This is a genomic window from Bradyrhizobium sp. SZCCT0148, from assembly GCF_018129985.1.
In the GTDB taxonomy this organism is placed as follows: domain Bacteria; phylum Pseudomonadota; class Alphaproteobacteria; order Rhizobiales; family Xanthobacteraceae; genus Bradyrhizobium; species Bradyrhizobium japonicum_H.
Genome location: NZ_JAFCKT010000026.1, coordinates 1 through 25,707, shown reverse-complemented (window position 1 = coordinate 25,707; position 25,707 = coordinate 1). Strand labels below are relative to the sequence as shown.

Below are 25,707 nucleotides of genomic sequence, written 5' to 3'. Positions count from 1 at the left end.
ATATCCGCTTGCCGAGCCTTCCTGACAAGGGCTTCGCGCTCCGGGCCGGGGCGCAGCTTGCTGGCCTGCCTGTGGACCTCATCAGACCATGCAAAGAGTCTATCCTGAAGCGTTAATTGCTGTTTAAAGCGGCGTCGCTGCATCGTGCTTCTCCATTTGGGAAAGCGGCACGCTGCAGTCTTTCATCTCCAGCACCGCAGAGATGGTCAATTCTGCTCACCGGAGAAAAAATCGTCGCAGATCTGGCGTGCCTTATAAGGCGGCGGTCAGTTCTCATGATCCGCACGGGCAGAGACTTCCCGGCGGGAACTTGCTGTTTTCGGTGAAGGGATAGCGCATCCTTCGCCATCTGCCGGTTGAGGTAGGGAGCCCCGTTGTGCCACTGGACCGGCGCAAGGGCCCTCTTGGCCCGTCGACCATCCGAGCCGCAGCAGCTTCGGCCTCGCCTTGGCGGGGCGACGGTCGCCGACTGTAATGCGCTTCTGGAGGCGTCGGACTTTAAGTTGCTGACGACCGGAGCGCTCGCAAAAGTTGCGCTACGCAGAATAAGCAGGCAGACCACGTCAGCTTGCTCGACCTCCCTCGGGGTCTCAAAGGTCCCGAGCTCAAATACGGACGCCAGCCCCGGAATGCTCCGAGCCTTTCTCCTTAGCTAAGCGGGTGAAGTAAGCGCAGCAAGCGGCGCGCTCAGGCGATATGTAAATCCGGTTACGTCGTAATTGAGCTGAACTTCCCCTCGTAGTTGCTGCCCTAGTGAACTCATGAGCCGTGTTCCAAAGCTGCGACGCGTTGGCGTTGCGACTGTTGGCCCGTGCTGTTCACTCCATATGAGGTCAAGTCGCTTGCCAATGTCGTCCTTCTGCCACGAGACCCGTATGCGACCAGAAGCCACCGACAGTGCGCCGTATTTAGTTGCATTGGTACAAAGCTCATTCAACGTCATCGAGATTGCGATGACCGCCCCGGAGGTGATGCTGATATCCGGGCCCACCATTGTCACCCGACCGGGGGTGTCGCTGTCAAATGGCTGTATCGCCGCACTAATGGTGTCAGACAAGCTTGCGCTCGCCCAGCGTGACTTTATGAGGAGATCATGGGCGCGACCCAATGCGATGAGACGACCCTCGATAGCTCGCTGCCCATGCTCTATCGACTCTGCTGTCCGAAGGCTTTGTGAAGCGATAGCGCCGACGGTTGCTAAAGTATTCTTAATACGGTGATGCAGTTCCTCCACGATCAATTTCTGCAATTGGTCGCCGGTTGCACGTTCTTGCTCTTGAAGTCCGACTTGGATCAGGAGCTTCTCAGCGTTGATGCTTGCCTGATCAAGCAGCAGTCGAAGGCTGTCGTTCTCTGCGGTGAGAGCTGACTGCATGGCATCCTGTTGCCCTGGTCGCGCTGAAATCAATTTTGAAACAACCGGAGTCAAATCCCTTATTTGCGGCGGAACGATCTCGAGCGAGCCCTTTCCCATCATGTCCTGTAGCGCGTGGATCATGGTCTTCACGTCGAGCGGCTTGCCGATGAATCTACTGTCTGTCGGTTTTTTGCTGTTGGCCAGTCTGCTCTGGCCCGATACCAGGATGATCTTGATCGAGGGCCATCGCTCATGCACCGCAAACGCCAGCTTTATGCCGTCCATGGTGCCTGGCATCTGTATGTCTGTAAGCAGCAGCTCAATGTCGGTCCGCGTCTCCAACAGCAACATGGCCTGGTCAGCGTCAACGGCTTCGAGCGCGACGAACCCTGCGTCCTCAACGATATCCACGGCGCGCATCCGCAAAATCAGTTCGTCTTCGACAATCAAGACCACAGATGAGCTGGTAGACATTATGGGAAGGCTCTCTGGTTAAAAGAGATGCTGGAAGTCGCCGAATTGAAGTTAGCGCTGCATCAAATGCGAGTGCTTGGTCCTAGCTCTCGCGAGCAATAGTCATCCGATACGCTCGATAGCTAAAGACGGCTGAGCAAACATATTGATGCAGCGGTGAAACGTCTATTGTTCGTGCGCCAATAGCGAGGAGAGCGCTGAGACAAGTGCGCCGACAGAATACGGCTTGGCAAAGAATCGCGTGTCTGAAGGGAGGTCGGCTTCCGTCAAGTTTGACTTACCTGACACGACGACTAGCTTGATCGGCGGCCATCGATTGCGGACGGCGTGAGCCAGCTTCAGTCCATCCATGCTTCCCGGCATATCCACGTCGGTTACGACTAGCGCAATATCCGACCGCGCTTCCAAGATTGCGACAGCCTCGTCGGCATGCCGCGCTTCGATGACTTCGTATCCGGCATCTTCTACGGTACCAACGGTGAGCATTCGCACAAGAACCTCATCCTCCACAACAAGGACAATCCCTCGGCGGGGAACATCTATACGCATTCGAACCTCCATTAGCCGCGGCTGTCTAAACCAAAACCTCACGATTGTCGGTGGCGTAGACCACAAAGCAGCATGAAAAATTTTGCGATACTTTCAACCGTCACGGCTTGCCGGGCCAATGAGCATCGGGTTAGTTCGCCTCCATGAGCACTCCGCAGACAGATAGTGACACCCGAGACAATCAGCTTCTTGTCGCTTTGACAGCGAAAAGCCGAGCTCGAATTGCCCGGTACTTGGAACCCGTCGATCTCAAATTGGGTGCGATGGTCTGCGACGCCGGAGGCAAACTCGATCATGCTTACTTCCCGATGGGAGCAGTATTGTCGCTACTGACGGTGCTGGAGAGTGGTTCCGCCATCGAGACGGCAAATATTGGACGCGAAGGTGCGTTTGGGCTGTTTTCAGCCATGTACAGTCGCACATCGTTCAATCGCTGCATCGTGCAACTTGCAGGGCATATGGTCCGATGTCCGATCAAGGTGCTGCAGGAGGAGTTTGAGCGCAACAACGATGTCCGCAATCTATTTGTGAGTTTCTCGGAAACGTTACTCTCTCAAATTCAACAGACTGTTGCTTGCAACGCGATGCACACCGTTGAGGAGCGCATTTGCCGTTGGTTGCTCATGATGCACGACCGCGCAGACGGCGAAGTGCTGCCATACACGCATGAATTTCTTTCGCACATTCTGGGCGCCAATCGAAAGTCCGTGACGCTGGCCGCTCAATCGATGCAGAACGCGGGGCTCATTGAGTATCATCGCGGAACGATGCAGGTGCTAGATCGAGCTGCGTTGGAGGATGCGTCGTGTGAATGCTACGCCATCGTACAAAAGCGTTTCGACGCATTTCTCGGTAGACCTGACTTGGTATCGGGCAACCGGCCGTTGCAAAGCAGCGCTGGCAGCGATCGAGGCTCCTGCTGTGATTAAAAACATTCCGGTTCAGCAGGCCGCGGGATCCATTGTATTTGTAGATTGCGATGAGGCTTATGACGACAGCCCTACGGCGGGTCGATGCGGGGTCAGCCGCGGTCGCATACCAGGATAGGTCATGATGAAATTTGGAGCGTTAGTGGCGGTAGTCATTCTTGGAGTGGTTGGAACCACACAAGCTCGGGCAGAATGTGAGATCGCCGACGCGAAGCTGGAAGAAGCCATTCAGCAAAATACACGACTGCGGGGGCCTGCTAACAGTCAGGCCGTTCGGGATCTGCGTACCTTGCGGGATGCCGCACTCACGCTCCGATCCTATGGTCGTCATGAGGACTGTCAGCGTCTTCTCGGAAACATCCGGGAACTGATCGCGGGGCCACCTATGGGGACGTTAGGGGACAACGACGAGGAGGAGGCTGATAAGCAAATCGCGGCGAGCGAACCAATCATCAAACGGGGGGCGATTCGTGGTAGTCGCGATAAAAGGGGCGCCAAGCCCCTTCTGAAGATAAACGAACTAGCACCGGGTTTGAGGACCGATGAGATGATCGGAGCAGAGGTTCGCAGTTCCGACGACAGGATCGTGGGCGAGGTCAGGAATATTGTCTTCGGAATGAAAGACGGACGAGATTACGCGGTTGTTGCTTCCGGCGGGTTCTTTACGACGGGTAAGGACAGCATTGTCGTACCGATAAGATCGCTGAAAGTGACGCAGGATCGGTCGAGTTTCTTTCTTCCGATTTCCAAAGAAATCATGAAAGCCGTACCTCTCATGCCCGATCAGGATTATAAGTGGCTATCAGATCAGAAGTGGCGCAATCACAATGACGCTCTCTTTCAAGCGCGGTAAGCCCCGGGGGGAAATGGCCTTGGCTCTCACCCCAGGATCTCGGATTGCGGCCATTCGTCGAAATCCGAACAATCATACATCTCTGGCAGTTGGGCGCTTTTGCCCAAACTGATCTTCAAGCATCTGCAATAATGGACGTTTCGATCGCCGCCCCTTGTTTGGGCCACGCAAGGAGGCAGAGTGGAACAAAAAGCTAAGGGCAAGCCGCAAAAAGACCGTGATCGGCGGAGCAATCGACTTCTGGGTGCATTAGAGCCTGCTAGTCGCAAGCGAATAGATCCGCATCTGGAGCCTCTCTCGCTCAAGCTTGGTGATATGGTCTGCGATGCAGGAGGCCAGCTCCAGCACGCCTATTTTCCTCAGGGGGCCGTCCTGTCGCTCCTGACTGTGCTGGAGAATGGCGCGGCAATCGAAACGGCGAATATCGGCCGCGAGGGAGCCTTTGGACTACTTGCCGCCATGTATAGCCGCGTTAGTTTCAATCGATGCATCGTGCAGCTTGAGGGACATATGGTTCGCTGTCCTATTCAACTATTACAGTACGAATTTGAAAACAGTGACCACGTGCGCAATCTATTTGTGAGTTTCTCGGAAACGCTGTTATCTCAGGTTCAGCAGACGGTCGCGTGCAATGCGATGCATTCGACGGAAGAGCGGATGTGTCGCTGGCTTCTGATGATGCACGACAGGGCCGGGGGTGAAGCTCTTCCTTACACCCACGAATTTCTCTCTCACATTCTGGGTGCGAACCGGAAATCCGTGACCCTTGCCGCGCAATCGATGCAAACCGCGGGGCTCATCAGCTATCGCCGCGGAGCGATGCAGGTGCTGGACCGGCGGGGATTGGAGATGGCGTCGTGCGAATGTTACGCGATCGTGAAAGAGCGCTTTGACGCATTCCTCTCGCCGCCCCCCACTGCAGTACCTCATAACAAAAGCTGAAAAGATAAGAGTGAGGTTGATGGGGCTCCGCTACGTCATCGGGCTCACCAACACGCCGGAATTCTCCTTTCGCGGCTTTACCGACAATCCCCTGCACGGACTGACGCTCAATCCCTGGGATCCCGACATCACCTGCGGCGGCTCTTCGGGCGGCGCAGGCTCGGCGGTCGCCGCCGGCATCGGCAGCATCGCCCATGGCAACGACATCGGCGGTTCGCTGCGCTGGCCGGCGCACTGCAACGGCGTTGCCACCATCAAGCCGACGCAGGGGCGCATCCCCGCGTTCAACGAGAGCGCCACCGCCGAGCGGCCGATGCTGGCGCATCTGATGTCGGCGCAAGGGCCGCTCGCTCGTCACGTCGCGGACGTTCGCCTTGCACTCGAGGTGATGAGCCGGCGCGATCCGCGCGATCCCTGGTGGGTGCCGGCGCCGCTGGTCGGCGAGAGGCCGAAGGGACCGATCAAAGTGGCGCTTGCCAAGATCCCGGAGGACATGGACGTCGATCCCTCCGTCACCGCGGCGCTGCGCCAGGCCGCGGACCATCTCGAACGTTCCGGCTATCGCGTCAGCGAGGTCGAGGTGCCTGACATCAACGGCGTCTGGCAGACCTGGTGCGACATCATCACCAACGAGACCATGGTGATGCAGGAAGCCGGCATGCTGAAGGTCACCTCGGAGGACTTTCACAAAGCGTGGGGCGGCATGAAGGCCAAGGCGAACGTGCTCGACCTTCCCGCCTGGATGCGCGCGACCGCCGCGCGCAACGGTCACATTCGCGCCTGGCAATTGTTCTTCGAGGAGTATCCGGTGGTGCTGGCGCCGACCACGGTGAAGCCGACGCCGGGGCCGCGCGACGACACCGTCAGCGCCGAGCGCGTGCAGGAAATTTTCTGGGGCGAGATCCGCTTCATCTCCGCCATCAACGTGCTGGGCCTGCCCGGCGCGGTGGTACCGGTGGCGCTGCACGACGGCAAGCCGATCGGCGTGCAGCTTATTGCCGGACGCTATCGCGAGGACCTCGCGCTCGATGCGGCGGCCGCGATCGAGAAGCGCGCCGGCGTGCTCGCGCATCGGCTGTGGGAGATCATGACCTGAGCCTTGGCCAGCTGCCAACTCGTTGGCGACCTCACCTATCTCTGCTGGGCAGGGGCATCGCATTTTGAGTGTCCTGCAGAGGTCGTCATGCCCGGGCTTGTCCCGGGCATCCGCGTTGTCCTGTCCGCGGGATAAGTCGTGGATGGCCAGGACAACCCCGGCCATGACGCCGTGGAAATGTCGGCGCCACGATTCATTAATGCGCTTTAACCCGAATCCCGGCCAATTCGCCGGCAAGTGTTAGGGTTACTTCCTCGATCTCTATGCGAATTATTGTCCGCTTTACCACCCGCCTCTAACACGGGGGCGGCGGACAACGCACATGCCTCATTCTAGGCCAATAAGTGCGGCCCGCACCACGCGGAGGTGGCACGATGCGCAACGAGACGATCGCTATTCACGCCGGCTACGAGCCCGAAGCCACCACGCACGCGGTCGCCGTGCCAATCTACCAGACCGCGGCCTACGCCTTCGACAGCGCCGATCACGGCGCGGCGCTCTTCAATCTCGAGACCGAAGGCTTTCGCTACAGCCGCATCGCCAATCCGACCAGCGCGGTGCTGGAGAAGCGTATCGCCCAGCTCGAAGGCGGCGTCGGCGCACTCGCGGTCGCGACCGGTCAGGCGGCGCTGCATTTCGCCTTCGTCAACGTCGCCGATCACGGCGGCAACATCGTTTCAGTGCCGCAGCTCTACGGCACCACGCACACACTGCTTTCGCACATCCTGCCGCGGCAAGGCATCACCGGCCGCTTCGCCGAGAGCGACAAGCCGGAGGCGGTCGAGAAGCTGATCGACGAGAACACCCGCGCGGTATTCGCGGAGACCATCGGCAATCCCGCCGGCAATGTCTGCGACATCGAGGCGCTCGCGAAGATCGCGCATGCGCATGGCGTGCCGCTGATCGTCGACAACACCGTCGCAACACCGATTCTGCTCAAGCCGTTCGACTACGGCGCCGATATCGCCGTGCACTCGCTGACCAAGTTTCTGGGCGGTCACGGCACCACGCTCGGCGGCGCCATCGTCGATTCAGGAAACTTCCCTTGGGCGAAATACGCCGACCGCTTCCCGGCGTACAACAAGCCGGATGCCTCCTATCACGGCCTCGTCTATGCCGAGCGCTTCGGCAAGACCGCCTATATCGAACGGGCGCGCAGCGTCTACCAGCGCACCATGGGCTCGGTGCTGTCGCCGTTCAACGCGTTCCTGCTGTTGCAGGGCATCGAGACCGTGGCCCTGCGCATGGAGCGCCATGTCGAGAACGCCCGCAAGGTCGCCGAATTCCTCCGCACGGATCCGCGCGTCGCCTGGGTCAATTACACCGGCTTCCCCGACAGCCCGTATTATCCGCTGGTCCAGAAGTATCTGGACGGCAACGCCTCCTCGCTGTTCACCTTCGGCATCAAGGGCGGGATGGAGGCGGGCAAGTCCTTCTATGACGCGCTGAAGCTGATCACGCGCCTCGTCAACATCGGCGATGCCAAGTCGCTGGCCTGCCATCCGGCCTCGACCACCCACCGCCAGATGTCGCCAGAGCAACAACGGGTTGCCGGCGTCCTGCCGGAAACGATCCGGTTGTCGATCGGCATCGAGCACGTCTCCGACATCATCGAGGACATTGACCAGGCGCTGGACAAGGCCTGCCGGTCAGCGCGCCTCGAGGCCGCGGAGTAGGCGGCGGCGCCCATGACGATCCTGATCGACAGGGATCAAGTCATCTCAAGCCCGGCGCTGGTGCCGGCCGAACGCGATATCGCGCGCGATCACGCCGGCGAACTCACGATCGGGCTCGTCAACAACATGCCGGATCCGGCGCTGAAGGCGACCGAGCGGCAGTTCTTGAAGCTGCTTCAGGCTGCGGCCGGCCCGCGCCGCATCCGCCTCCACTGCTTTTCGCTTCCCAGCGTGAAGCGCTCACCGGAAGCGAAGTGGCACGTCGAGAGCGAATATTCCGACCTTTCCGACCTGAAGCGCCAGAAGTTCGATGGGCTGATCGTGACGGGCGCCGAGCCGGTTGCGCCCGAGCTCGACCAGGAGCCGTATTGGCGCGACCTGACCGAACTCATCGACTGGGCCAAGGCCAATACGCGCTCGACGATCTGGTCGTGTCTTGCCGCGCATGCAGCGGTATTGCACCTCGACGGCATCGCACGGCGGCGGCTGCCGGCCAAATGCCACGGCATCTTCGATTGCGACGCCGTGACGAGCGATGCCCTGACGCTTGCCGCGCCGGCGCCTTTGAAAGTGTCGCATTCGCGCCTGAACGAACTTGCGGAGAGGGACCTCGCGCAGGCCGGCTATCAGGTGCTGACCCGCTCCGCTGAAGCCGGTGTCGACGTTTTCGTTCGCCAATATGCCAGCCGCTTCGTGTTCTTCCAGGGACATCCGGAATACGACGCGCTGTCGCTCCAGCGCGAATATCTTCGCGACATCGGCCGCTACCTTGCGCGGGAGCGCGAGACCTATCCGCGGCTGCCCGTGAGCTATTTTGACGCAGCGACGGAAGACAAATTGGCTCGCTTCGAGAAGAAGGCGGTTCACCAGCGCCACCCGGCGCTCACCAACGAGCTGCCCGCGCTGAATTTGCGCGCCGACATCGATGCCGGCAGCGCGGCGGCGGTGCTTTTCCGCAATTGGTTGCAGTACCTCAGTATGGATGTCGAAGCGCCAGTCCTTGCACATCAGCCGAAGGTGTTGGTTCCGCGTTAGGATTACTCAGGCGTTAAGCTTGCCTCAACCGGCGCGCGAATGTTTCAGTACGGACATACGTCAATCACGGGAAATGCAGTCGTGTGGTCGGCACTCCAGGGACGCGTGAGCAATCGGCTGGCCCGGCATCTCCGTGCCGCGCCGCACCGGCTGCCCGCGCATATGCCGATGGTAAGCTTCACATTCGATGATGCCCCGGACAGCGCTGCAGGAGAGGGCGCCGCGCTTCTGGAAGAACATGGCGGCCGAGGCACGTTCTATCTCGCCGGCAGCCTGATCGATCAGCCGTCGGACCATTGGCACGGCCTGTCGGATGACGCCATCGTGCGGCTTCACCGCACCGGTCACGAGATCGCCTGCCACACCTTCTCGCACCAGAGCTCGGCCAATCTCGACGAGTCTGCGATGGCGTGCGAGATCGAGCGGAACCGCGCTTATTTTCGCAGTATCGATTCGTCGATCAATCTCGAGAACTTCGCCTATCCCTACGGGATCGCCTCGGTCTGGCGCAAGCCGCAGCTCGCCAAGGTCTTCCGCTCGGCGCGCGGCATCCTTCCCGGCGTCAACAGCGACGTCATCGACCTCCAGTTCCTGCGTGCGTCGCCGCTGGTCGATTGCGAGATCGACACGGCCGGCGTCGATCGCTATTTCGACCAGGCGGTGGCGAGCGGCGGATGGCTCATCTTCTATGGCCACGATGTCGCGAACGCGCCGAGCCCCTATGGCTGCACGCCGGACCTGATGCGTCACGCGCTGGAAGCGGCCCAGCGACGTGGCATGCCGATCGTCACGGTCTCAGAAGCGCTGCGGCGAATCGGGGCGTAGCTTTTTCTTTCCTTCTCCCCTTGCGGGACAGGTGGCGCGAAGCGCCGGATCAGGGGGTGCGTCCGCAAAGCAATCCCAATTCGCGGTGGCAGCCCCTTCACCCGTCTCGCCACTCCCCGGCGAGCACCCCCAAAGGGGGAGGGGAAGGTCACGCTCTGCGCAGCAAACAGCCTTGCCACGGCCGCATGGTCATGCGACTGGCCTTGTGACAAATCTCACCGCCCTGGTTCCAGCCTTCACATGTCCGCCCCCTCCATTGTCCCGCGACCTGCGCCGGCCAACGGCCGCGACGCGCTGTCGGTGCTGCATTCGGTGTTCGGCCTGCCGGGTTTTCGCGGTTCGCAGGGCGAGATCATCCGGCACGTCACGGACGGCGGCAATTGCCTGGTGCTGATGCCGACCGGCGGCGGCAAGTCGCTGTGCTACCAGCTCCCGTCACTGCTGCGCGAAGGCTGCGGCATCGTGGTGTCGCCGTTGATCGCCTTGATGCGCGACCAGGTCGCGGGCCTGCTCGAAGCCGGCGTCAATGCCGCCGCGTTGAACTCGTCGCTGACGTTTCAGGAAGCCTCGGACATCGAGCGGCGCCTGCTCGCGGGCGATCTCGATCTGCTCTATGTCGCGCCGGAACGCCTGGTGACGCCGCGCTGCCTGTCGCTGCTGGCGCAGGCCAAGGTGGCGCTGTTCGCGATCGACGAGGCGCATTGCGTCTCGCAATGGGGCCATGATTTCCGCCCCGAATATGTCGGCCTCTCCATCATCGCCGAGCGTTTCCCCGATGTGCCGCGCATCGCGCTGACCGCGACCGCCGACGAGTTGACCCGCCAGGAGATCGTGGAGCGCCTTCAGCTCGCGGACTCGCCGCAGTTCGTCTCCAGCTTCGATCGGCCCAACATCCGCTACGAGATCGTCGACAAGCGCAGTGCTGTGTCGCAGCTGAAGGACTTCATCCGGGAGCGGCATGCGGGCGATGCCGGCGTGGTCTATTGTCTGTCCCGCAACCGGGTCGAGGAGGTCGCCGCCGCGCTCGACGAGGCCGGCATTGCCGCGCTGCCCTACCACGCCGGGCTCGACAGCCAGGTGCGCTCGCGCAACCAGGATCGCTTTCTCAACGAGGACGGCATCGTCATCGTCGCGACCGTCGCGTTCGGCATGGGCATCGACAAGCCCGACGTGCGCTTCGTCGCCCATCTCGACCTGCCCAAGAGCATCGAGGCCTATTACCAGGAGACGGGGCGCGCCGGCCGCGACGGCAAGCCGTCGGCGGCCTGGATGGCCTACGGCCTCTCCGACATCGTGCAGCAGCGCCGCATGATCGACGAATCCAGCGCCTCCGACGAATTCAAGCGGGTCTCGATCGGCAAGCTCGATGCGCTGGTCGGCCTTGCCGAGACCGCGCAGTGTCGGCGCCGCCGGCTGCTCGCCTATTTCGGTGAGGCGGTGACCACGGAGAATTGCGGCAATTGCGACAATTGCCTGACGCCACCGAAGATGCGTGACGGCAAGGTGCCGGCGCAGAAGCTGTTGTCCTGCGTCTATCGCACCGGGCAGCGATTCGGAGCGATGCACCTGATCGACGTGCTGATCGGACGCCTGACCGAAAAGGTCGCCCAGTTCGGTCACGACAAATTGTCGGTGTTCGGCATTGGCCGGGAGCTCAACGAAAAGCAGTGGCGCACCGTGCTGCGGCAATTGGTGGCGATGGGTCATTTGCAGAGCGACAGCGAATCCTTTGGCGCGCTGAAGCTGACCGAGACCGCGCGCGGCGTACTGCGCGGCGAAACCGAAGTGTGGCTGCGCGAGGAAGCACCCGGCACGCGCATTCGCGCGAGCCGCGGCAAATCCCGCCGCGGCGATCTCGCGCCGGCGCCGAACGCGCCGCAAGGCGATGTCGATCCCGAACTGCGCGCGCGGCTGCGGTCCTGGCGCTCGGAGATTGCGCGCGAGCGCGGTGTGCCGGCCTATGTAGTGCTGCACGATGCCACCATCGACGGCATCGTCCGGGCCTGGCCGACGACCCTCGACGAACTCCGCAACGTGCCTGGTATCGGCGACAAGAAGCTCGAGCATTACGGCGACGAACTGCTGCAGATCGTCAGGACGCGGTAGCCGCGCTCCGATCTCTCCACATGTCATCCCGGAGCTCGCGACTTCGTCGCGCCCCGGGACGACAGTGATGGTGTGATTCACCCGTTCCGGAAAGCGTACGCATATCCGTTCAGCGCGGGCGCACCGCCAAGATGGGCGTACAGGATCTTCGCACCCTTCTCGAAATAGCCTTTCTGCGCGAGATCGATCAGGCCCTGCATCGACTTGCCCTCGTAGACGGGGTCGGTGATCATGCCTTCGAGGCGCGCAGTGAGGCGGATCGCTTCCTTGGTCTCTTCCGACGGCACGCCGTAGGCGGGATAGGCGTAGTCCTCGATCAGCACGACATCGTCGGCGACGAGCTCCTTGCCGAGTTCGACCAGCTTGGCCGTGTTCTGCGCGATCTCGAGTACCTGCGATTTCGTCTGCGCCGGCGTGAAGGACGCATCGATGCCGATCACCTTGCGGGCGCGGCCGTCGGCGGCGAAGCCGACCAGCATGCCGGCATGGGTCGAGCCGGTGACGGTGCAGACGATGATGTAGTCGAACTTGAAGCCGAGCTCGGCCTCCTGCTTGCGCACCTCTTCGGCGAAGCCGACATAGCCGAGGCCGCCGAACTTGTGCACCGAGGCGCCGGCGGGAATCGGGTAGGGCTTGCCGCCCGCAGCCTTCACTTCGTCGATCGCCTGCTCCCAGCTCTTGCGGATGCCGATGTCGAAGCCGTCATCGACCAGGCGCACGTCGGCGCCCATGATCCGCGAGAGCATAATGTTGCCGACACGGTCATAAACTGCGTCCTCATGCGGCACCCAGGCTTCCTGCACCAGGCGGCACTTCATGCCGATCTTGGCGGCGACCGCCGCGATCATGCGGGTATGGTTGGACTGCACGCCACCGATCGAGACCAGCGTGTCGGCGTTCGAGGCGATCGCATCGGGGATGATGTATTCGAGCTTGCGCAGCTTGTTGCCGCCATAGGCGAGGCCGGAATTGCAGTCCTCGCGCTTGGCATAGATTTCGACGTTGCCGCCGAGATGCTTTGACAGCCGGTCCAGCTTCTCGATCGGCGTCGGGCCGAAGGTCAGAGGGTAGCGGGGAAATTGGTCGAGCTTCATGGGTCATCCCGATTGGCGTTGGCGTTGGCATCCGCCTAGCACTGCCTCGGAAAAATGTGCTCTCTAATATTGCGTCTGCATTGCGCGTATTCTTGCGTCAAAGACGCAAAATGATGATAATTCTTCCGTAATTTTCAATTTCATCGGAAGTTTCTTCCATGTCTCGTCGCCTCGACCGTGTCGATCTTAAGATCTTGAGATTGCTGCAGAATAACGGTCGGCTCAGCAATGCCGAACTGGCCGCATCAGTCGCAATCAGCCCCGCGACCTGCCATCGCCGCACCCAGCGCCTGTTCGAGGACGGGTTCATCGCAGCCGTACGCGCCATGGTCGCGCCGAAGAAGGTGGCGAAGGGCACCCTGGTCATGGTCGGTGTCGTGCTCGACCGCTCGACACCGGAGAGCTTCGCGATCTTCGAGCAGGCGATCGCAAAACTGAAATTCGTGCTCGACTGCCACCTCGTCGCCGGCGATTTCGACTATTTCCTCAAAATCCGCGTCGGCGACATGGAGGATTTCAACCGCATCCACGGCGAGCAACTGATCGCGCTGCCCGGCGTGCGCCAGACCCGCACCTTCTTCGTGATGAAGGAAGTGGTCGACAACGCGCCGCTCGAATTTTGAGCGGGGTGCGCAAGCGTCAGCATGCTAGATGGACGTCGCTTTTCACGGAATCGCCTGGTCATGCCTATGAAGCCGCTTCCCTTCCGCCACCCCAATCCGGCCGGGCCGGCCTATCGGCGCGGCTGGGTCGACGAGGCCGTGGCTGCGATCGAGGCCGACCAGTGCCGCACCGCCGACACGCATCTGATCCGGCTGATCGTACCGGCGCTGTCAGGGATCGACATTTATCTGAAGGATGAATCGACCCATCCGACCGGCAGCTTGAAGCACAGGCTCGCACGCTCGTTATTCCTCTATGCGCTCTGCAACGGCCACATCCGCGAAAGCACGCCCGTGGTCGAGGCCTCGTCCGGGTCGACGGCGGTGTCGGAAGCCTATTTCGCGCAGATGATCGGCGTACCTTTCTACGCCGTGATGCCGCGCACGACCTCGGCGGAGAAGATCGCCGCGATCGAGCATTATGGCGGCAATTGCCACCTGATCGACGATGGTCGCGCGCTCTATGCGGAGGCGGCTGCGCTCGCCGCGCGCCTGAATGGCCACTACATGGATCAGTTCACCTTTGCCGAGCGCGCAACGGACTGGCGCGGCAACAACAACATCGCCGAATCGATCTTCACGCAATTGCAGGGCGAGCCGCGGCCGCTGCCGGACTGGATCGTGATGGGCGCGGGCACCGGCGGCACGTCGGCCACCATCGGGCGCTATTTGCGGTACCGTCAGTATCCGACGCGGCTGTGCGTCGCCGATGTCGAGCATTCCGCCTTTTTCGATTGCTTCCGCTCGCAGGACCGTTCCCATGTGTGCGACCGCCCGTCGCTGATCGAGGGTGTGGGCCGGCCGCGCTGCGAGCCCTCCTTCGTGGCTGGCGTGGTCGACCGCATGATGAAGATCCCGGACGCGGCCACGATCGCTGCGATGAACGTCTTGTCGCGACGGCTGCGTCGCCCGGTGGGCGGCTCCACCGGCACCAATTTCCTGGCGCTGTGCCAAATCGCCTCGGAGATGCGGCAGGCGAACGCGACGGGGTCGCTGGTGACCCTGATCTGCGATTCCGGAGAGCGCTATCGCCAGACTTATTACGATCCAGAATGGCTCAAGGCACGCGGTCTCGATCCGGCGCCGTTCGAGGGGACCCTGTCGTCGTTCCTCGCGACAGGTGAGCCGCTGACGCTCGCCGTCGACGATGTCGAAAATCCCCAGAGCGATCAAATCCCCGAGACAACATAATCGAATTTGTCGGAACGCCCGACGGGACTGCGATGTCACGGCATCTTCACTTGCGTTGCGCGCACATGCGGGCAAGCCTCGTTGTCTCAACGAGGAGATCTCCACCGTGCGCCTTCCCATTCTCGATCCGAAAGACCTGAGTGCTGAACAGAAGCCGCTCTATGACGATATGCGAGCCGGCATCAAGGATCACTTCAAGGGCTTCGTGAACATGCGCGACGACGGCGCGCTGCTCGGACCCTGGAATCCCTGGATCCGCGAGCCGCGCTTCGGCAAGCCTGTGTGGGAGCTGGTCAAGGCGATCGCGTCTAATCCGTTGCTGCCCGCCCCGGTGCGCGAGGTCGCAATTCTGGTCACGGGCTCGCATTTCCGATCCGGCTACGAGCTCTATGCCCACGTGCTGGTCGCCGAGCAGCGCGGCCTCTCCGACGAGAAGCTTGCGACCATCGTCGCCGGCCAGCGGCCGGTCGATCTTACCAAACAGGAGGCCATCGCCTACGACGTGGCGTCCGCTCTGGTCGGTGGCGGTGTGCTGCCGGAATTGACCTGGCGCGCCGCCGTGAAGGAGTTCGGCGAACACGGCGCGGCCGAGCTGTCCTATCTCGTCGGCGTCTATTGCATGGTCTCGGTCACACTGAACACGTTCGACGTGCCGGTGCCGGAGTAAAGCTACGTCCTTCTCACTCCGCGGCCTTGCTCGCGGGCGGCGGGGGCAGGAAGGTGACGCAGCGATTGCGGCCTTCGGCCTTGGCCTGGTAGAGCGCATGATCCGCTGCGCTCATCAGCGCGTCGGTGCCGGACATGCTGACGGTCGCCTCCGCGATGCCGACGCTCACGGTGACGCCGAAATGGACGTTGCCGGCGACGACTTGCGCAGCCATCACGCGCTTGCGGATGCGATCGGCCACTGTCCTCGCACGCGACAGGCTGGTCTCGGGCAGCAGAACTGCAAACTCCTCGCCGCCGAGGCGGCCGACGATGTCCGACTTGCGCTTGCCGTCGAGGCACGCGGCCGACACCGCGCGGATCGCGGCGTCGCCGACAGCATGGCCGTAGCGATCATTGACCGACTTGAAGTGGTCGATGTCGAGGATCAGCACCGAGACGGAGCGATAATAGCGCTGAAACCGACTCCATTCGGCAGCCAGGCACTCGAGAAAGTGGCGGCGGTTGTAGAGACCGGTAAGCGGGTCGGTGGTCGCGAGCGTCTCCAGCATCGCGGCCTTTTGCGTGAGGTCGGTGATGTCGACGTAGGTCAGCATGCGGCCGCCATTCGACATCGTGGTGCAATGGGCTCTGATGCGCCGTCCGTCCGGCGTCTGCAGGTCGCGCACGTGATCGCCGGCCTTGACCTCTGCGACGCGCTTGGCGGGAAATCTCGTCAATTCGGCGGCTGGCAGATCTGGCGCGCTGGCGCGATTGGCCCGGCTTATCAGTGATGCATAGGTCGGATGGCCGGCCGCCTCCCGTTCGCTCACGTCCCAGAACCGTCGCATTCGCCGATTCATGAAGCTGGCGTTGAGATCGCGGTCGAGCAGCAGGACGCCGTCCTCGACATTCTCCAGTGCGTCCCGTAGCAACTTCAGCTGATCGGAGTAGCGCACGATGTCGGTGACGGGCGTATAGGTCAGCATTCGCCCGCCGTCAGGCAAAGGCGTGCATTGCATGCGAACGACATCGCCGCCCGAACGGCGCAGGTCGAGCGGGGACGCGTCTCCCGCCTGCACCTGACGGACACGCTCGGCGACATAGGCTTCGAGATCGGTCTGCGGAACTTCATAGGCGAGCGTATCGCGGCCGTGATGCATCAGGGTCACGAATGACGGATTGCTGTTGGCGACTTCATCCGGCAACTGCCACATCTGCCGGAACGCGCGGTTGATCAACTGCGCGCGGAGGCCGGCGTCCAGCAGCACGATGCCGAGGGGCACGAAATCAAGGGCCGCGCGAAGCGCCAGCATTTGGCCGCGCATGAGCGAGTCCGTGCTGCGCTCTTTCGCGTTCCCCGTTGAGGGTTCGGCATGTTCATCCGCCCCGAGAGCGACCCCGACCTGCCGATCCGACCGCCAGAGGACGCGGCAGGAGCGGATATCCTGACTCGAGAGCTTGAGCTGGAAATGCTCGGGCACGCCGAGGCTGCTCTGAATCTCCAGCGTCGCGCCGTCCCCGGACATTCGGCGGATGACGCAATCGATGGTCGATTGCCCGAAATTGAAGATGATCTTGCCGGCCAGGAACGTCCGCTCCGGTACCAGACTGGGCATTTCCAATCCCCCACATGAAACCGGTCCAGTCTCGCGCAAGCATCTTGCCGAGAAGGTAAAGTGGTAAGTGATCTCGCGAAGGCGATTAACACGCGGTTCATGCGTCGGCACCGCGAGGTGGTGAGGTGTAAAAGCCCGGTCGTCGCTGGAGAGGGGGCGGTCGGTCGCCGGCCATCCCTAAAACTCGAATGCTTGTTTACCTGATATCCACCATGACCGCGGTCAATTGCGCACGGCGTAGAGCGGCGTTCGCAACGTCACCTGCCAGGACGGTTTCGGCATCCACGCGATTTGCGCGGTGACGCCGAATAGGCGGTTGTCATTGTCGTCCATGCGGTCGAGGTCGAGCCGAAGGATTGGCTGGGTGAATGACTCCGCGATCGTCCGGCCCGCGAGCTCCGCGCCGCCGAACGACTGCACACCGAGGCGGCCCGTGAACTTCCAGTTGCTCGGCCATTGGTAGTAGCCGCCTGCGTACAGAATCGTATTTGGTTTGATCCGGGCGAATTGGCTGGAGACGTCGGTGTAGGTGTACTGTACGCCCGCCAGCCAGCCCTGCGTCTCGTCCTCATCGAGTGCGTAGTCGAACTCCACGATCTGGTTGAACGACGTCGTCATGCCGGGCTCGTTCGGGATCGATTGGGTGAGCGTGGATTGCAGCGTGACCGTCGGAAACATCCCACCGTTCTGCTGGTAGACATCGGCTTGCAGGCCCATGTTCCAGCTGGTGATGTCGAAGGACGACCATCCATTGCCGATATCGATCGTCGAGCCCGACACGCCGCCGTACAGCGAAACACGGTCGTTGACGTCGACGGTCAGGGGCAGATCGACGGCAACCGATTTGGCGGCTGGCAGCCCGCTCGGCAGCGTCGGGCTTCGTCGTGCCGCAAGGGCTTCGAACGCCGCCGATAATGATGTATTGCCGAAACCGAGCCCGAGCGTGCCGGCGGGAATCGTCGCGTAGATCGTGCGCAGGTCGAGATAGATGTTCGGCCCGGCCGGCTTCGTGGGGGCATCCTCCTCCTCGTCGGCAGCGACGGCGGCGTTTGCCGAGATCGCCAGGAAAAGCAGTCCCGTCGCGGCAGCGCGCAAGGCGAGAAGATGCGATGGGCTGCAACAGGGCACGTGAATCCGGCGCGCGGCGATCTGGTGACGGAACCGTCGTTAGATGGAACGTGATCGCTCGTCCGGTCAAGCGCTATTGCGCAAGCGATGGACGGCACGGACGTGCGCGGTTACTCTGCGCGGAATTGCACTGACACACGCGCAGGCCCGAGTGCAGGCCGGACATTGGAAGGACGACAGCCATGAATACGTCACGCCGCATTCTGCTCACCGGTCTGGCGGGGCTCGCTGTTGCTCCCATGGCTGCGGCTGCCGCCGTGCCGTCTCGCGAGCCCGATGAAGTGACGGTGGCCGAGGAACGGTTCGCGCGCACGATCGCAGCCGCGCATGCGCCGGACGTCACCTGCGCCCGGCAGGCCGAGCGTTACGCGGACGCGCATTGGCCGGACTATGTCATGGCAGCCCGGGCGGTGCTCGACGCGCGGTTATGATCCGCACTTACCGGGCAACCGCTCGCCGCACCTGCTCGCCGATCTGAGACAGCACGAGCTGCGCCTGTGGCAGGATCGCGCCCATGGCGTGGAAATTATGAACCATGCCGTCGTGGCAAACATGCTCGACGGCGACGCCCGCGGCGAGCAGCTTGCGGGCATAGGCGTTGCCCTCATCGCGCATCGGGTCGTACTCGGCCGTGTGGATGATCGCGGTCGGCAGGCCGGTGAGCCGCGTTGCACGCAAGGGGGACACGCGGGGATCGGCGGTATCGATGCCGTCAGGCAGATAGTCGGAAAGATCGGCCTCGATCGTGACGCGGTCGATCAGATGGCCCTCGGCAAAGGCCTCGCGCGAGGGCGAGGTTTCCTCGAAATCCAGCACCGGACAGATCAGGCATTGCGCGGCAATGGCGAGGCCGGCGGTCTGCGCCGCTTCCTGGCACACGATCGCTGCGAGCGTCGCGCCGGCAGAATCGCCGCCGACCACCAGACGGTCGGCGTCGATGCCGAGCGATGCGGCCTCGCGCGCAACCCATTCGGTGGCGGCGACCGCATCCTCGACCGCAGCCGGGAATTTGTGCTCCGGCGCAAGCCGGTAGTCGACCGAGACGAGACGGCAGCCGGTGGCGTGCGCCAGCGCCGCCGCGATGCGATCATGGGTGGCGATGCCGCCTGCGACCAGCCCGCCGCCATGGAAGAACACGAAGCCGGGCGCTCGCTCATCGGCATTTGCGGGTGAGTAGAGCCGATAAGGCAGTTCGCCGGCGCGGCCGGGCATCATGGCGTCGCGCGAGGTCACATCCGGGGCATCTACGCGGGCGAACTGCATCAGCTTCGCGAGCGATTGCCGCCGCGCCTCCACGCTCGGCCGGCCCTCCGCCCGCGGCCCAGCCGCCGCCATCATGGTCAACAAGCGCTTTGCAAGCGGATCGAGCGACATGCTGCTTCCTTTCTCCCCCGGCAGCGAGGGTAGCCCACCCCTTGACCGCAGGGAATCATTTAGATGTTGCGTCCAATAGTGGCGCGATATTGCGGCATCGTGCCAAGGGGAGGCCTGTCATGGCCGAGATCAGGAAGCCGATCGAATATTCGCCGAGCTGGACCTTCTTCGAGGGCAAATGGCACGACGGCAATGTGCCGATCATGGGTCCGCGCACGCATGCGGCCTGGCTCGGCTCGGTGGTGTTCGACGGTGCACGCGCGTTCGAGGGTGTCGCGCCCGATCTCGACCGTCACGTTGCCCGCGCCAATCAATCCGCGATCAATTTCGGCCTGAAGCCGGTGGTCGATACCGGCACTTGGCTCACGCTCGCAACCGAAGGCATCGCGCGCTTTGCGGCCAATGCCGAGCTCTACGTCCGTCCGATGTACTGGGCGCAGAACGGCTCGGGCGGCGGCGTGCTGTTCGACCCCGAGACCACCAATTGGTGCCTGTGCATCTACGAGGCGCCGATGCCGAAGCCCGTCGGCAATGCCATCACGCTGTCGCCGTTCCGCAGGCCGACCGCCGAATGCGCGCCGGTCGAGGCGAAGGCGGCCTGCCTTTATCCGAACAATTCGCGCGCGCTCGCGGAAGCCGCGTCCCGCGGCTTCCAGAACGCGCTGATGCTCGACATGCTCGGCAATGTCGCGGAGTTCGGCAATTCCAACGTGTTCATGGCCAGGGACGGCGTGGTCTATACGCCCGTTCCCAACGGCACATTCCTCAACGGCATCACGCGCCAGCGCGTCATCGACCTCCTTCGCGGCGACGGCGTCACCGTGGTCGAGAAGACGTTGCGCTATGCTGATTTCGTCGCCGCGGACGAGATCTTCTCAACCGGCAATTTTGCAAAGGTCGCGCCGGTGATCCGCATCGACGAGCGCGAGCTGAAGCCGGGTCCGTTCTACGCCAAGGCGCGCAAGCTCTATTGGGACTTCGCGCATGCGGCGAAGCTGGCGGCCTGATCCGCACCTTCCGCCGTCATGCCCTGGCTTCCACGTTCTTCCTCGCATCTCGTGCATGGACGGCCGGGACAAGCCCGGCCATGACGCGGGCTACTTCTGTCGCCGAAACAAGCTGAACTGAAACGCCTGTGCCGAATGCCACGGCGTGTGATGTGTTTCGCTGCGCGTCTCAATCAGTTCAAACTCCGGCCCGAGCTCCGCTGCGAGGCTGGCGCCGTCATGGCGCTGCACCGGCAAGCCGCTGCATGTCTCAGGACCATCGGGCGCAAACGTCGCGATGATGGCGTGACCGCCGGGCGCAACCGCAGACCGCAGGCGCTCGACGTAAGCCGCCCTGTCGCGGGGATCTGTCAGGAAGTGAAACGCCGCGCGATCGTGCCATACATCGTAGATCTTCGCCGGCCGCCACGTCGTGGCGTCGGCGACGATCCAGTCGATCGTGGAAGCGGCTTGGCCAATACGGCGCTTGGCGGCGTCGAGCGCGTTGGCGGAGAGGTCCAGCACAGTGAGATCGCGATATCCGTCAAGAAGAAGAGCATCGACCAGCCGCGAAGCGCCGCCGCCGATATCGATGATGGCAACCTCCCGATCGGGAGCGGCTGCCATGATCATCGCAAGCGAGGTCGCGGGGCTGTCCTGAAACCAGCTGACCTCGGCCTCGCCCTTGGTGGCGTAGACCTTGTCCCAATGGGCGCTTCGGTCGCACATCGCGTCCTACGGCTCAGCTGCCGGCGACGAAGAAGGAGCTACTCCTCCTTCTTCGACATCCGCTCGAGGCGCTCCTGCATCTCCTTCATCTGCTGGCGCAGATCGTCGATGTTGCTGTCCTTCGGCGCCTCGATCGACGCATCGGATTCCGGCTCGGCGGCGGTCGCCGGGCGGGCTGCATTGGGAACGAACGGCTTGAACATCGAGAAGGTCTGCTGGAACAGCTCCATGTTGCGGCGGACCTGCTCTTCCAGCGGCGCAAATGGGGTTCCGGAGAGCGAGTTGGCGATCTGCTTGCGGAACTTCTCCTGTTCCTGGGTCAACGTCGCAATCGACTGTTCCAGATATTTCGGCACCACCATCTGCATGCTGTCGCCGTAGAAACGGATCAGCTGGCGCAAGAAGGTGGTCGGGAGCAGGTTCTGGCCGGCCTTGTTCTCCTGCTCGAAGATGATCTGGGCGAGCACGGAGCGGGTGATGTCGTCGCCGGTCTTGGCGTCATAGACCAGGAAATCTTCGCCGTCCTTGACCATCGCGGCGAGGTCTTCCAGCGTCACGTAGGTGCTCGTTCCGGTGTTGTAGAGCCGGCGGTTCGCGTATTTCTTGATGGTCGTGGGTTGGTCTGATTTCGCCATGGGCTCTCACTTGCAAACGCGGAGAACGGGAACCGAGCGGGCTATGCCGCAGGGCGGGAAGAGTACGCAACGCAACAAAATAAGCATTTTCAAAGGCCTCACGCTACCGTTTTGTGCGGCACGGTTAATCGCACAGCAAAATCCTGCTTGCGAAAGCGCCAAGAACGCTATTTTGAATGCGCTGCGGCATGAATTCGGTCGCCGGCCGATTGACATGCCTCAACGACGTTAACAGGATGGCTGACGAGACTGGCGAGCCGTTTTCTCAAAGCCCCGCCTGCCCCCTTTCAAGAAACCCAAGCCTCAGGAGATGCCCATGTCAGACGATGTCGTCATCGTCAGCGCCGCCCGCACCCCGGTCGGAAGCTTCAACGGAGCGTTCGCGACCCTTCCCGCCCATGACCTCGGCGCTGTCGCCATCAAGGCCGCGCTGGAGCGCGGGGGCATCGAGCCCGGCCGGGTCTCGGAAGTCATCATGGGTCAGATCCTGACCGCCGCCCAAGGCCAGAACCCGGCTCGTCAGGCCTCGATCGCCGCCGGTATTCCGGTGGAGAGCCCGGCCTGGGGCGTCAATCAGCTTTGCGGCTCGGGCCTGCGCACGGTTGCGCTCGGATACCAGGCGCTGCTCAACGGCGATTCCGAGATCGTGGTCGCCGGCGGCCAGGAATCCATGAGCATGGCCCCGCACGCCCAATATCTGCGTGGCGGCGTCAAGATGGGCCCGGTCGAGTTCGTCGACACCATGATCAAGGACGGCCTGTGGGATGCCTTCAACGGCTACCACATGGGCAACACTGCCGAGAACGTGGCACGGCAGTGGCAGATCACCCGCGCCCAGCAGGACGAGTTCGCGGTCGCCTCGCAGCAGAAGGCGGAGGCGGCGCAGAAGGCCGGTAAGTTCAACGACGAGATCGTCCCCGTCACCATCAAGACCCGCAAGGGCGACGTTGTCGTCAGCGCCGACGAATATCCGCGCCACGGCGCCACGCTCGATGGCATGGCCAAGCTCAAGCCCGCTTTCGAGAAGGACGGCACGGTCACCGCGGGCTCGGCATCCGGCATCAATGACGGCGCCGCCGCCGTGGTGCTGATGACCGCCAAGCAGGCCGCCAAGGAAGGCAAGAAGCCGCTCGCGCGGATCGTGTCCTGGGCGCAGGCCGGCGTCGACCCGAAGATCATGGGCACGGGCCCGATCCCGGCCTCGCGCGCCGCGTTGAAGAAGGCCGGCTGGAACGTCGGCGATCTCGACCTGATCGAGGCCAACGAGGCCTTCGCGGCGCAGGCCTGCGCTGTCAATAAGGACCTCGGCTGGGACACCTCCAAGGTCAACGTCAATGGCGGCGCGATCGCGATCGGTCATCCCGTCGGCGCGTCCGGCGCACGCGTTCTGGTGACGCTGCTGCACGAAATGCAGAAGCGTGATTCGAAGAAGGGCCTCGCCACGCTGTGCATCGGCGGCGGTATGGGTATCGCGATGTGCATCGCGCGCGACTGAAGACAGCTGACACGTAGCTGACGCGCAGTTTGCGCGTGCGCTGCACACGTCATCGAGTGCGTTGCACGCGACTAAAAAGGCGGCGGTTGCAAATCAAATATTCTTCGCAACCGCGCAGGCCTCGACTAAAGAAAACGCCCGGCTCGATGCCGGGCGTTTTGTTCTTGATGTCCGTCAAACCAACCGCATAATCCAACGCTAAAAAACAATCACGTCAGAAACGTCCGAAGAGTCCAAGGGAAGGAATACGACATGGCACGTGTTGCATTGGTCACGGGTGGTACGCGGGGCATCGGTGCTGCGATCAGCAAGGCACTGAAGGCGGCAGGATACAAGGTCGCCGCGAGCTATGCCGGCAATGATGCGGCGGCGGAGAAGTTCAAGGCCGAGACCGGCATCGCCGTCTACAAATGGGACGTCAGCAATTTCGATGCCTGCGCCGAGGGCGTGAAGAAGGTCGAGGCCGATCTCGGACCGGTCGAGGTGCTGGTCAACAATGCCGGCATCACCCGCGACACCGCCTTCCACAAGATGACGCTGGAACAGTGGAACGCGGTCATCAACACCAATCTCGGCTCACTCTTCAACATGACGCGCCAGGTCATCGAGGGCATGCGTGCGCGTAAGTTCGGCCGCGTCATCTCGATCTCCTCGATCAACGGCCAGAAGGGGCAGTTCGGCCAGGTCAATTATTCCGCGGCGAAGGCCGGTGACATCGGCTTCACCAAGGCGCTCGCGCTCGAAAACGCCAAGGGCGGCATCACCGTCAACGCGATCTGTCCCGGCTACATCAACACCGAAATGGTTCAGGCGGTACCGAAAGACGTTCTGGAGAAGAACGTGATCCCGCAGATCCCGGTCGCCCGGCTCGGCGAGCCCGAGGAGATCGCCCGCGCGGTGGTGTTCCTCGCAGCCGACGAGGCCGGTTTCATCACGGGCTCGACGATGACCATCAACGGCGGCCAATATCAGGCCTGATAAGGCGCCAAGGCATTCGGGTCAAAAGCCTGTAGCGTCACGCGCGACAAGGCGATAGTGAAGACGACAATGCCCGGCCTCGTGCCGGGCATCGTTGTCATCAGAGCCTTCGTCAATGACCCCGCGCACAGCCACGCTGATCGGATTGACCGCGATCCTGATGTGGTCGCTGCTGTCGGTGATGACGGTGGCGACCGGAAGGATCCCGGCGTTTCAGCTTGCCGCGATGACCTTCGCGATCGGCGGCTTGGTCGGCCTGCTCACCTGGATCGGCCGCGGCGAGGCGGCGAAGAGCCTGCGTCAGCCGCTGGTCGTCTGGGCGGTTGGCGTCGGCGGCCTGTTCGGCTATCACGCGCTGTATTTTCTCGCGCTGCGCTTTGCGCCGCCGGCCGAAGCCGGACTGCTGAATTATCTGTGGCCGCTGCTGATCGTACTGTTCTCGTCCTTTCTGCCGGGCGAGCGGCTCGCCCCGCATCACATCGTCGGGGCGATGCTCGGCCTCGTCGGCACCGTGCTGCTGTTCGCCGGCAATACCTCCGGCTTCGCTGCGGGGCAGGCGCCCGGATTGGCTGCGGCCTTCATCGCTGCATTCGTCTGGGCTACTTATTCGGTGCTGTCGCGCCGGCTCAAAGCCGTTCCGACCGATGCAGTCGCCGGATTCTGTCTGGCCACCGCCGTGCTTGCCGCGCTGATGCACGGCCTGCTGGAGACCACCGTGTGGCCGGAGACCATGCTGCAATGGCTCTCCGTGATCGCGCTCGGCATAGGTCCCGTCGGTGCCGCCTTCTATGCCTGGGACATCGGGATGAAGCGCGGTGACATCCGCGTGCTCGGCGCCGCCTCTTACGCGACGCCGCTGCTCTCGACCGGCTTCCTCATCGCGGCCGGTTTTGCCAAGGCCAGCGCCAACATCGCCATCGCCGCAATCCTGATCGCCGGGGGCGGTCTGATCGCGGCGAAGGACATGGTGCTGCGGAAGCGATGAGGCGCTCGTTCATCGAGACGGTGGTTATCGGCCGGCCTATGAGAAGCTTCCAACGAGGTTTGTTCGTCGATTACCCATGCGGAAGCCCATTCCAGCCGATCGGGATTGATCCGCGGCTAAAGCGCCGGCTGCCACCCCGGCGGCCGATACATCGCTTCCGGAATCTGCCCGAGTTCGGACCGCTGCAACCGTTGCGGCGTCAGACCGTAGAATTCCTGGAAGCTGAGGATTAGCGGCCGCCATTTGTCGGGGTCGATGCGATTGCTCGTAAGCGGTCTTCTCAGGCCACGCGCCAGCGTTTTTGGGAAGCGAGATAGGCCCAGGGTAGCAGTTCGTCGATCTGG

23 protein-coding genes and 2 pseudogenes are annotated in these 25,707 nt (G+C 62.5%); 16 read left to right on the top strand and 9 right to left on the bottom strand.

All coding sequences use genetic code 11. The features are described 5' to 3' along the window. Positions 1-652 precede the first annotated feature (652 nt). Entirely contained in the window at positions 653-1,831 is a 1,179-nt protein-coding gene (locus JQ580_RS32775; RefSeq protein WP_212285366.1) for a sensor histidine kinase, read from the bottom strand. Positions 1,832-1,996: 165 nt separating this feature from the next. Next, the gene (locus JQ580_RS32770) at positions 1,997-2,380 is read right to left on the bottom strand and encodes a response regulator (RefSeq protein WP_212285364.1); all 384 of its coding nucleotides are present in this window, start codon (positions 2,378-2,380) and stop codon (positions 1,997-1,999) included. A 143-nt stretch (positions 2,381-2,523) separates the two neighbouring features. Here JQ580_RS32770 and JQ580_RS32765 point away from each other — a divergent pair, with 143 nt between their 5' ends. The 8 genes and pseudogenes from JQ580_RS32765 (at position 2,524) to recQ (ending at position 11,842) form a co-directional block, all read left to right on the top strand. Further along, positions 2,524-3,309, top strand: a complete 786-nt coding sequence (locus JQ580_RS32765) for a Crp/Fnr family transcriptional regulator (RefSeq protein ID WP_212285362.1) — start codon at positions 2,524-2,526, stop codon at positions 3,307-3,309. A 121-nt stretch (positions 3,310-3,430) separates the two neighbouring features. Beyond that, positions 3,431-4,162 carry a PRC-barrel domain-containing protein gene (locus tag JQ580_RS32760; protein ID WP_212285360.1) on the top strand — a complete coding sequence of 244 codons (732 nt, stop codon included), beginning with the start codon at positions 3,431-3,433 and terminating at the stop codon, positions 4,160-4,162. Between the two features lie 180 nt (positions 4,163-4,342). Beyond that, positions 4,343-5,104: a Crp/Fnr family transcriptional regulator gene (locus JQ580_RS32755; protein WP_212285358.1), complete on the top strand. Its 762-nt coding sequence runs from the start codon at positions 4,343-4,345 to the stop codon at positions 5,102-5,104. 34 nt (positions 5,105-5,138) lie between these two features. Continuing rightward, a pseudogene (locus tag JQ580_RS32750) lies at positions 5,139-6,200 on the top strand (amidase); the annotation flags it as partial. A 374-nt stretch (positions 6,201-6,574) separates the two neighbouring features. Beyond that, on the top strand, positions 6,575-7,876 hold the full coding sequence (locus JQ580_RS32745; protein WP_212285356.1) for an O-acetylhomoserine aminocarboxypropyltransferase/cysteine synthase family protein: 1,302 nt from the start codon (positions 6,575-6,577) through the stop codon (positions 7,874-7,876). A gap of 12 nt (positions 7,877-7,888) precedes the next feature. After that, entirely contained in the window at positions 7,889-8,911 is a 1,023-nt protein-coding gene (gene metA / locus JQ580_RS32740) for a homoserine O-succinyltransferase MetA (RefSeq protein ID WP_212285354.1), read from the top strand. Between the two features lie 81 nt (positions 8,912-8,992). Beyond that, positions 8,993-9,736, top strand: coding sequence for a polysaccharide deacetylase family protein (locus JQ580_RS32735; RefSeq protein WP_212285352.1), 744 nt, complete (start codon positions 8,993-8,995; stop codon positions 9,734-9,736). Positions 9,737-9,976: 240 nt separating this feature from the next. Continuing rightward, positions 9,977-11,842 (top strand): DNA helicase RecQ, encoded by a 1,866-nt coding sequence (gene recQ / locus JQ580_RS32730; protein ID WP_212285350.1) that lies wholly within the window; start codon positions 9,977-9,979, stop codon positions 11,840-11,842. Positions 11,843-11,919: 77 nt separating this feature from the next. Here recQ and JQ580_RS32725 read toward each other — a convergent pair whose 3' ends face one another. Continuing rightward, positions 11,920-12,936 carry a 1-aminocyclopropane-1-carboxylate deaminase gene (locus JQ580_RS32725; protein WP_212285348.1) on the bottom strand — a complete coding sequence of 339 codons (1,017 nt, stop codon included), beginning with the start codon at positions 12,934-12,936 and terminating at the stop codon, positions 11,920-11,922. A 158-nt stretch (positions 12,937-13,094) separates the two neighbouring features. On the opposite strand from JQ580_RS32725, the gene JQ580_RS32720 reads away from it, so the two are divergent. From JQ580_RS32720 to JQ580_RS32710, 3 genes are all read left to right on the top strand, one after another. After that, complete coding sequence (locus JQ580_RS32720; protein ID WP_212285346.1) at positions 13,095-13,559, top strand: Lrp/AsnC family transcriptional regulator; 465 nt, start codon at positions 13,095-13,097, stop codon at positions 13,557-13,559. A gap of 66 nt (positions 13,560-13,625) precedes the next feature. After that, a complete protein-coding gene (locus tag JQ580_RS32715; RefSeq protein WP_212285373.1) occupies positions 13,626-14,789 on the top strand; it encodes a PLP-dependent cysteine synthase family protein in 1,164 nt (387 codons plus the stop codon). A gap of 106 nt (positions 14,790-14,895) precedes the next feature. After that, positions 14,896-15,456 (top strand): carboxymuconolactone decarboxylase family protein, encoded by a 561-nt coding sequence (locus JQ580_RS32710; protein ID WP_212285344.1) that lies wholly within the window; start codon positions 14,896-14,898, stop codon positions 15,454-15,456. A 13-nt stretch (positions 15,457-15,469) separates the two neighbouring features. On the opposite strand, the gene JQ580_RS32705 is transcribed toward JQ580_RS32710, so the two are convergent. After that, positions 15,470-17,053, bottom strand: coding sequence for a sensor domain-containing diguanylate cyclase (locus tag JQ580_RS32705; protein ID WP_212285342.1), 1,584 nt, complete (start codon positions 17,051-17,053; stop codon positions 15,470-15,472). Between the two features lie 222 nt (positions 17,054-17,275). After that, positions 17,276-18,148 (bottom strand): hypothetical protein, encoded by an 873-nt coding sequence (locus JQ580_RS32700; protein WP_212285340.1) that lies wholly within the window; start codon positions 18,146-18,148, stop codon positions 17,276-17,278. Positions 18,149-18,363: 215 nt separating this feature from the next. Between JQ580_RS32700 and JQ580_RS32695 the strand changes: the two genes are divergently transcribed. Next, positions 18,364-18,612: a hypothetical protein gene (locus JQ580_RS32695; protein WP_212285338.1), complete on the top strand. Its 249-nt coding sequence runs from the start codon at positions 18,364-18,366 to the stop codon at positions 18,610-18,612. Positions 18,613-18,619: 7 nt separating this feature from the next. Here JQ580_RS32695 and JQ580_RS32690 read toward each other — a convergent pair whose 3' ends face one another. After that, positions 18,620-19,555 (bottom strand): alpha/beta hydrolase, encoded by a 936-nt coding sequence (locus JQ580_RS32690; RefSeq protein WP_212285336.1) that lies wholly within the window; start codon positions 19,553-19,555, stop codon positions 18,620-18,622. A gap of 119 nt (positions 19,556-19,674) precedes the next feature. Here JQ580_RS32690 and JQ580_RS32685 point away from each other — a divergent pair, with 119 nt between their 5' ends. After that, the gene (locus JQ580_RS32685; protein WP_212285335.1) at positions 19,675-20,562 is read left to right on the top strand and encodes a branched-chain amino acid aminotransferase; all 888 of its coding nucleotides are present in this window, start codon (positions 19,675-19,677) and stop codon (positions 20,560-20,562) included. 90 nt (positions 20,563-20,652) lie between these two features. Here JQ580_RS32685 and JQ580_RS32680 read toward each other — a convergent pair whose 3' ends face one another. Together JQ580_RS32680 and phaR are read right to left on the bottom strand one after the other, a co-directional pair. Continuing rightward, the gene (locus JQ580_RS32680) at positions 20,653-21,270 is read right to left on the bottom strand and encodes a class I SAM-dependent methyltransferase (RefSeq protein WP_212285333.1); all 618 of its coding nucleotides are present in this window, start codon (positions 21,268-21,270) and stop codon (positions 20,653-20,655) included. 38 nt (positions 21,271-21,308) lie between these two features. Next, positions 21,309-21,905, bottom strand: a complete 597-nt coding sequence (phaR, locus tag JQ580_RS32675; protein WP_212285331.1) for a polyhydroxyalkanoate synthesis repressor PhaR — start codon at positions 21,903-21,905, stop codon at positions 21,309-21,311. Positions 21,906-22,221: 316 nt separating this feature from the next. Between phaR and JQ580_RS32670 the strand changes: the two genes are divergently transcribed. From JQ580_RS32670 to yddG, 3 genes are all read left to right on the top strand, one after another. Continuing rightward, a complete protein-coding gene (locus JQ580_RS32670; protein ID WP_212285329.1) occupies positions 22,222-23,400 on the top strand; it encodes an acetyl-CoA C-acetyltransferase in 1,179 nt (392 codons plus the stop codon). A gap of 252 nt (positions 23,401-23,652) precedes the next feature. Next, on the top strand, positions 23,653-24,378 hold the full coding sequence (gene phbB, locus JQ580_RS32665; protein WP_212285327.1) for an acetoacetyl-CoA reductase: 726 nt from the start codon (positions 23,653-23,655) through the stop codon (positions 24,376-24,378). Between the two features lie 115 nt (positions 24,379-24,493). Next, positions 24,494-25,363: an aromatic amino acid exporter YddG gene (yddG, locus tag JQ580_RS32660; RefSeq protein WP_212285325.1), complete on the top strand. Its 870-nt coding sequence runs from the start codon at positions 24,494-24,496 to the stop codon at positions 25,361-25,363. 116 nt (positions 25,364-25,479) lie between these two features. Here the strand turns inward: yddG and JQ580_RS32655 are convergent. Beyond that, positions 25,480-25,707, bottom strand: a pseudogene (locus JQ580_RS32655) (hypothetical protein); the annotation flags it as partial.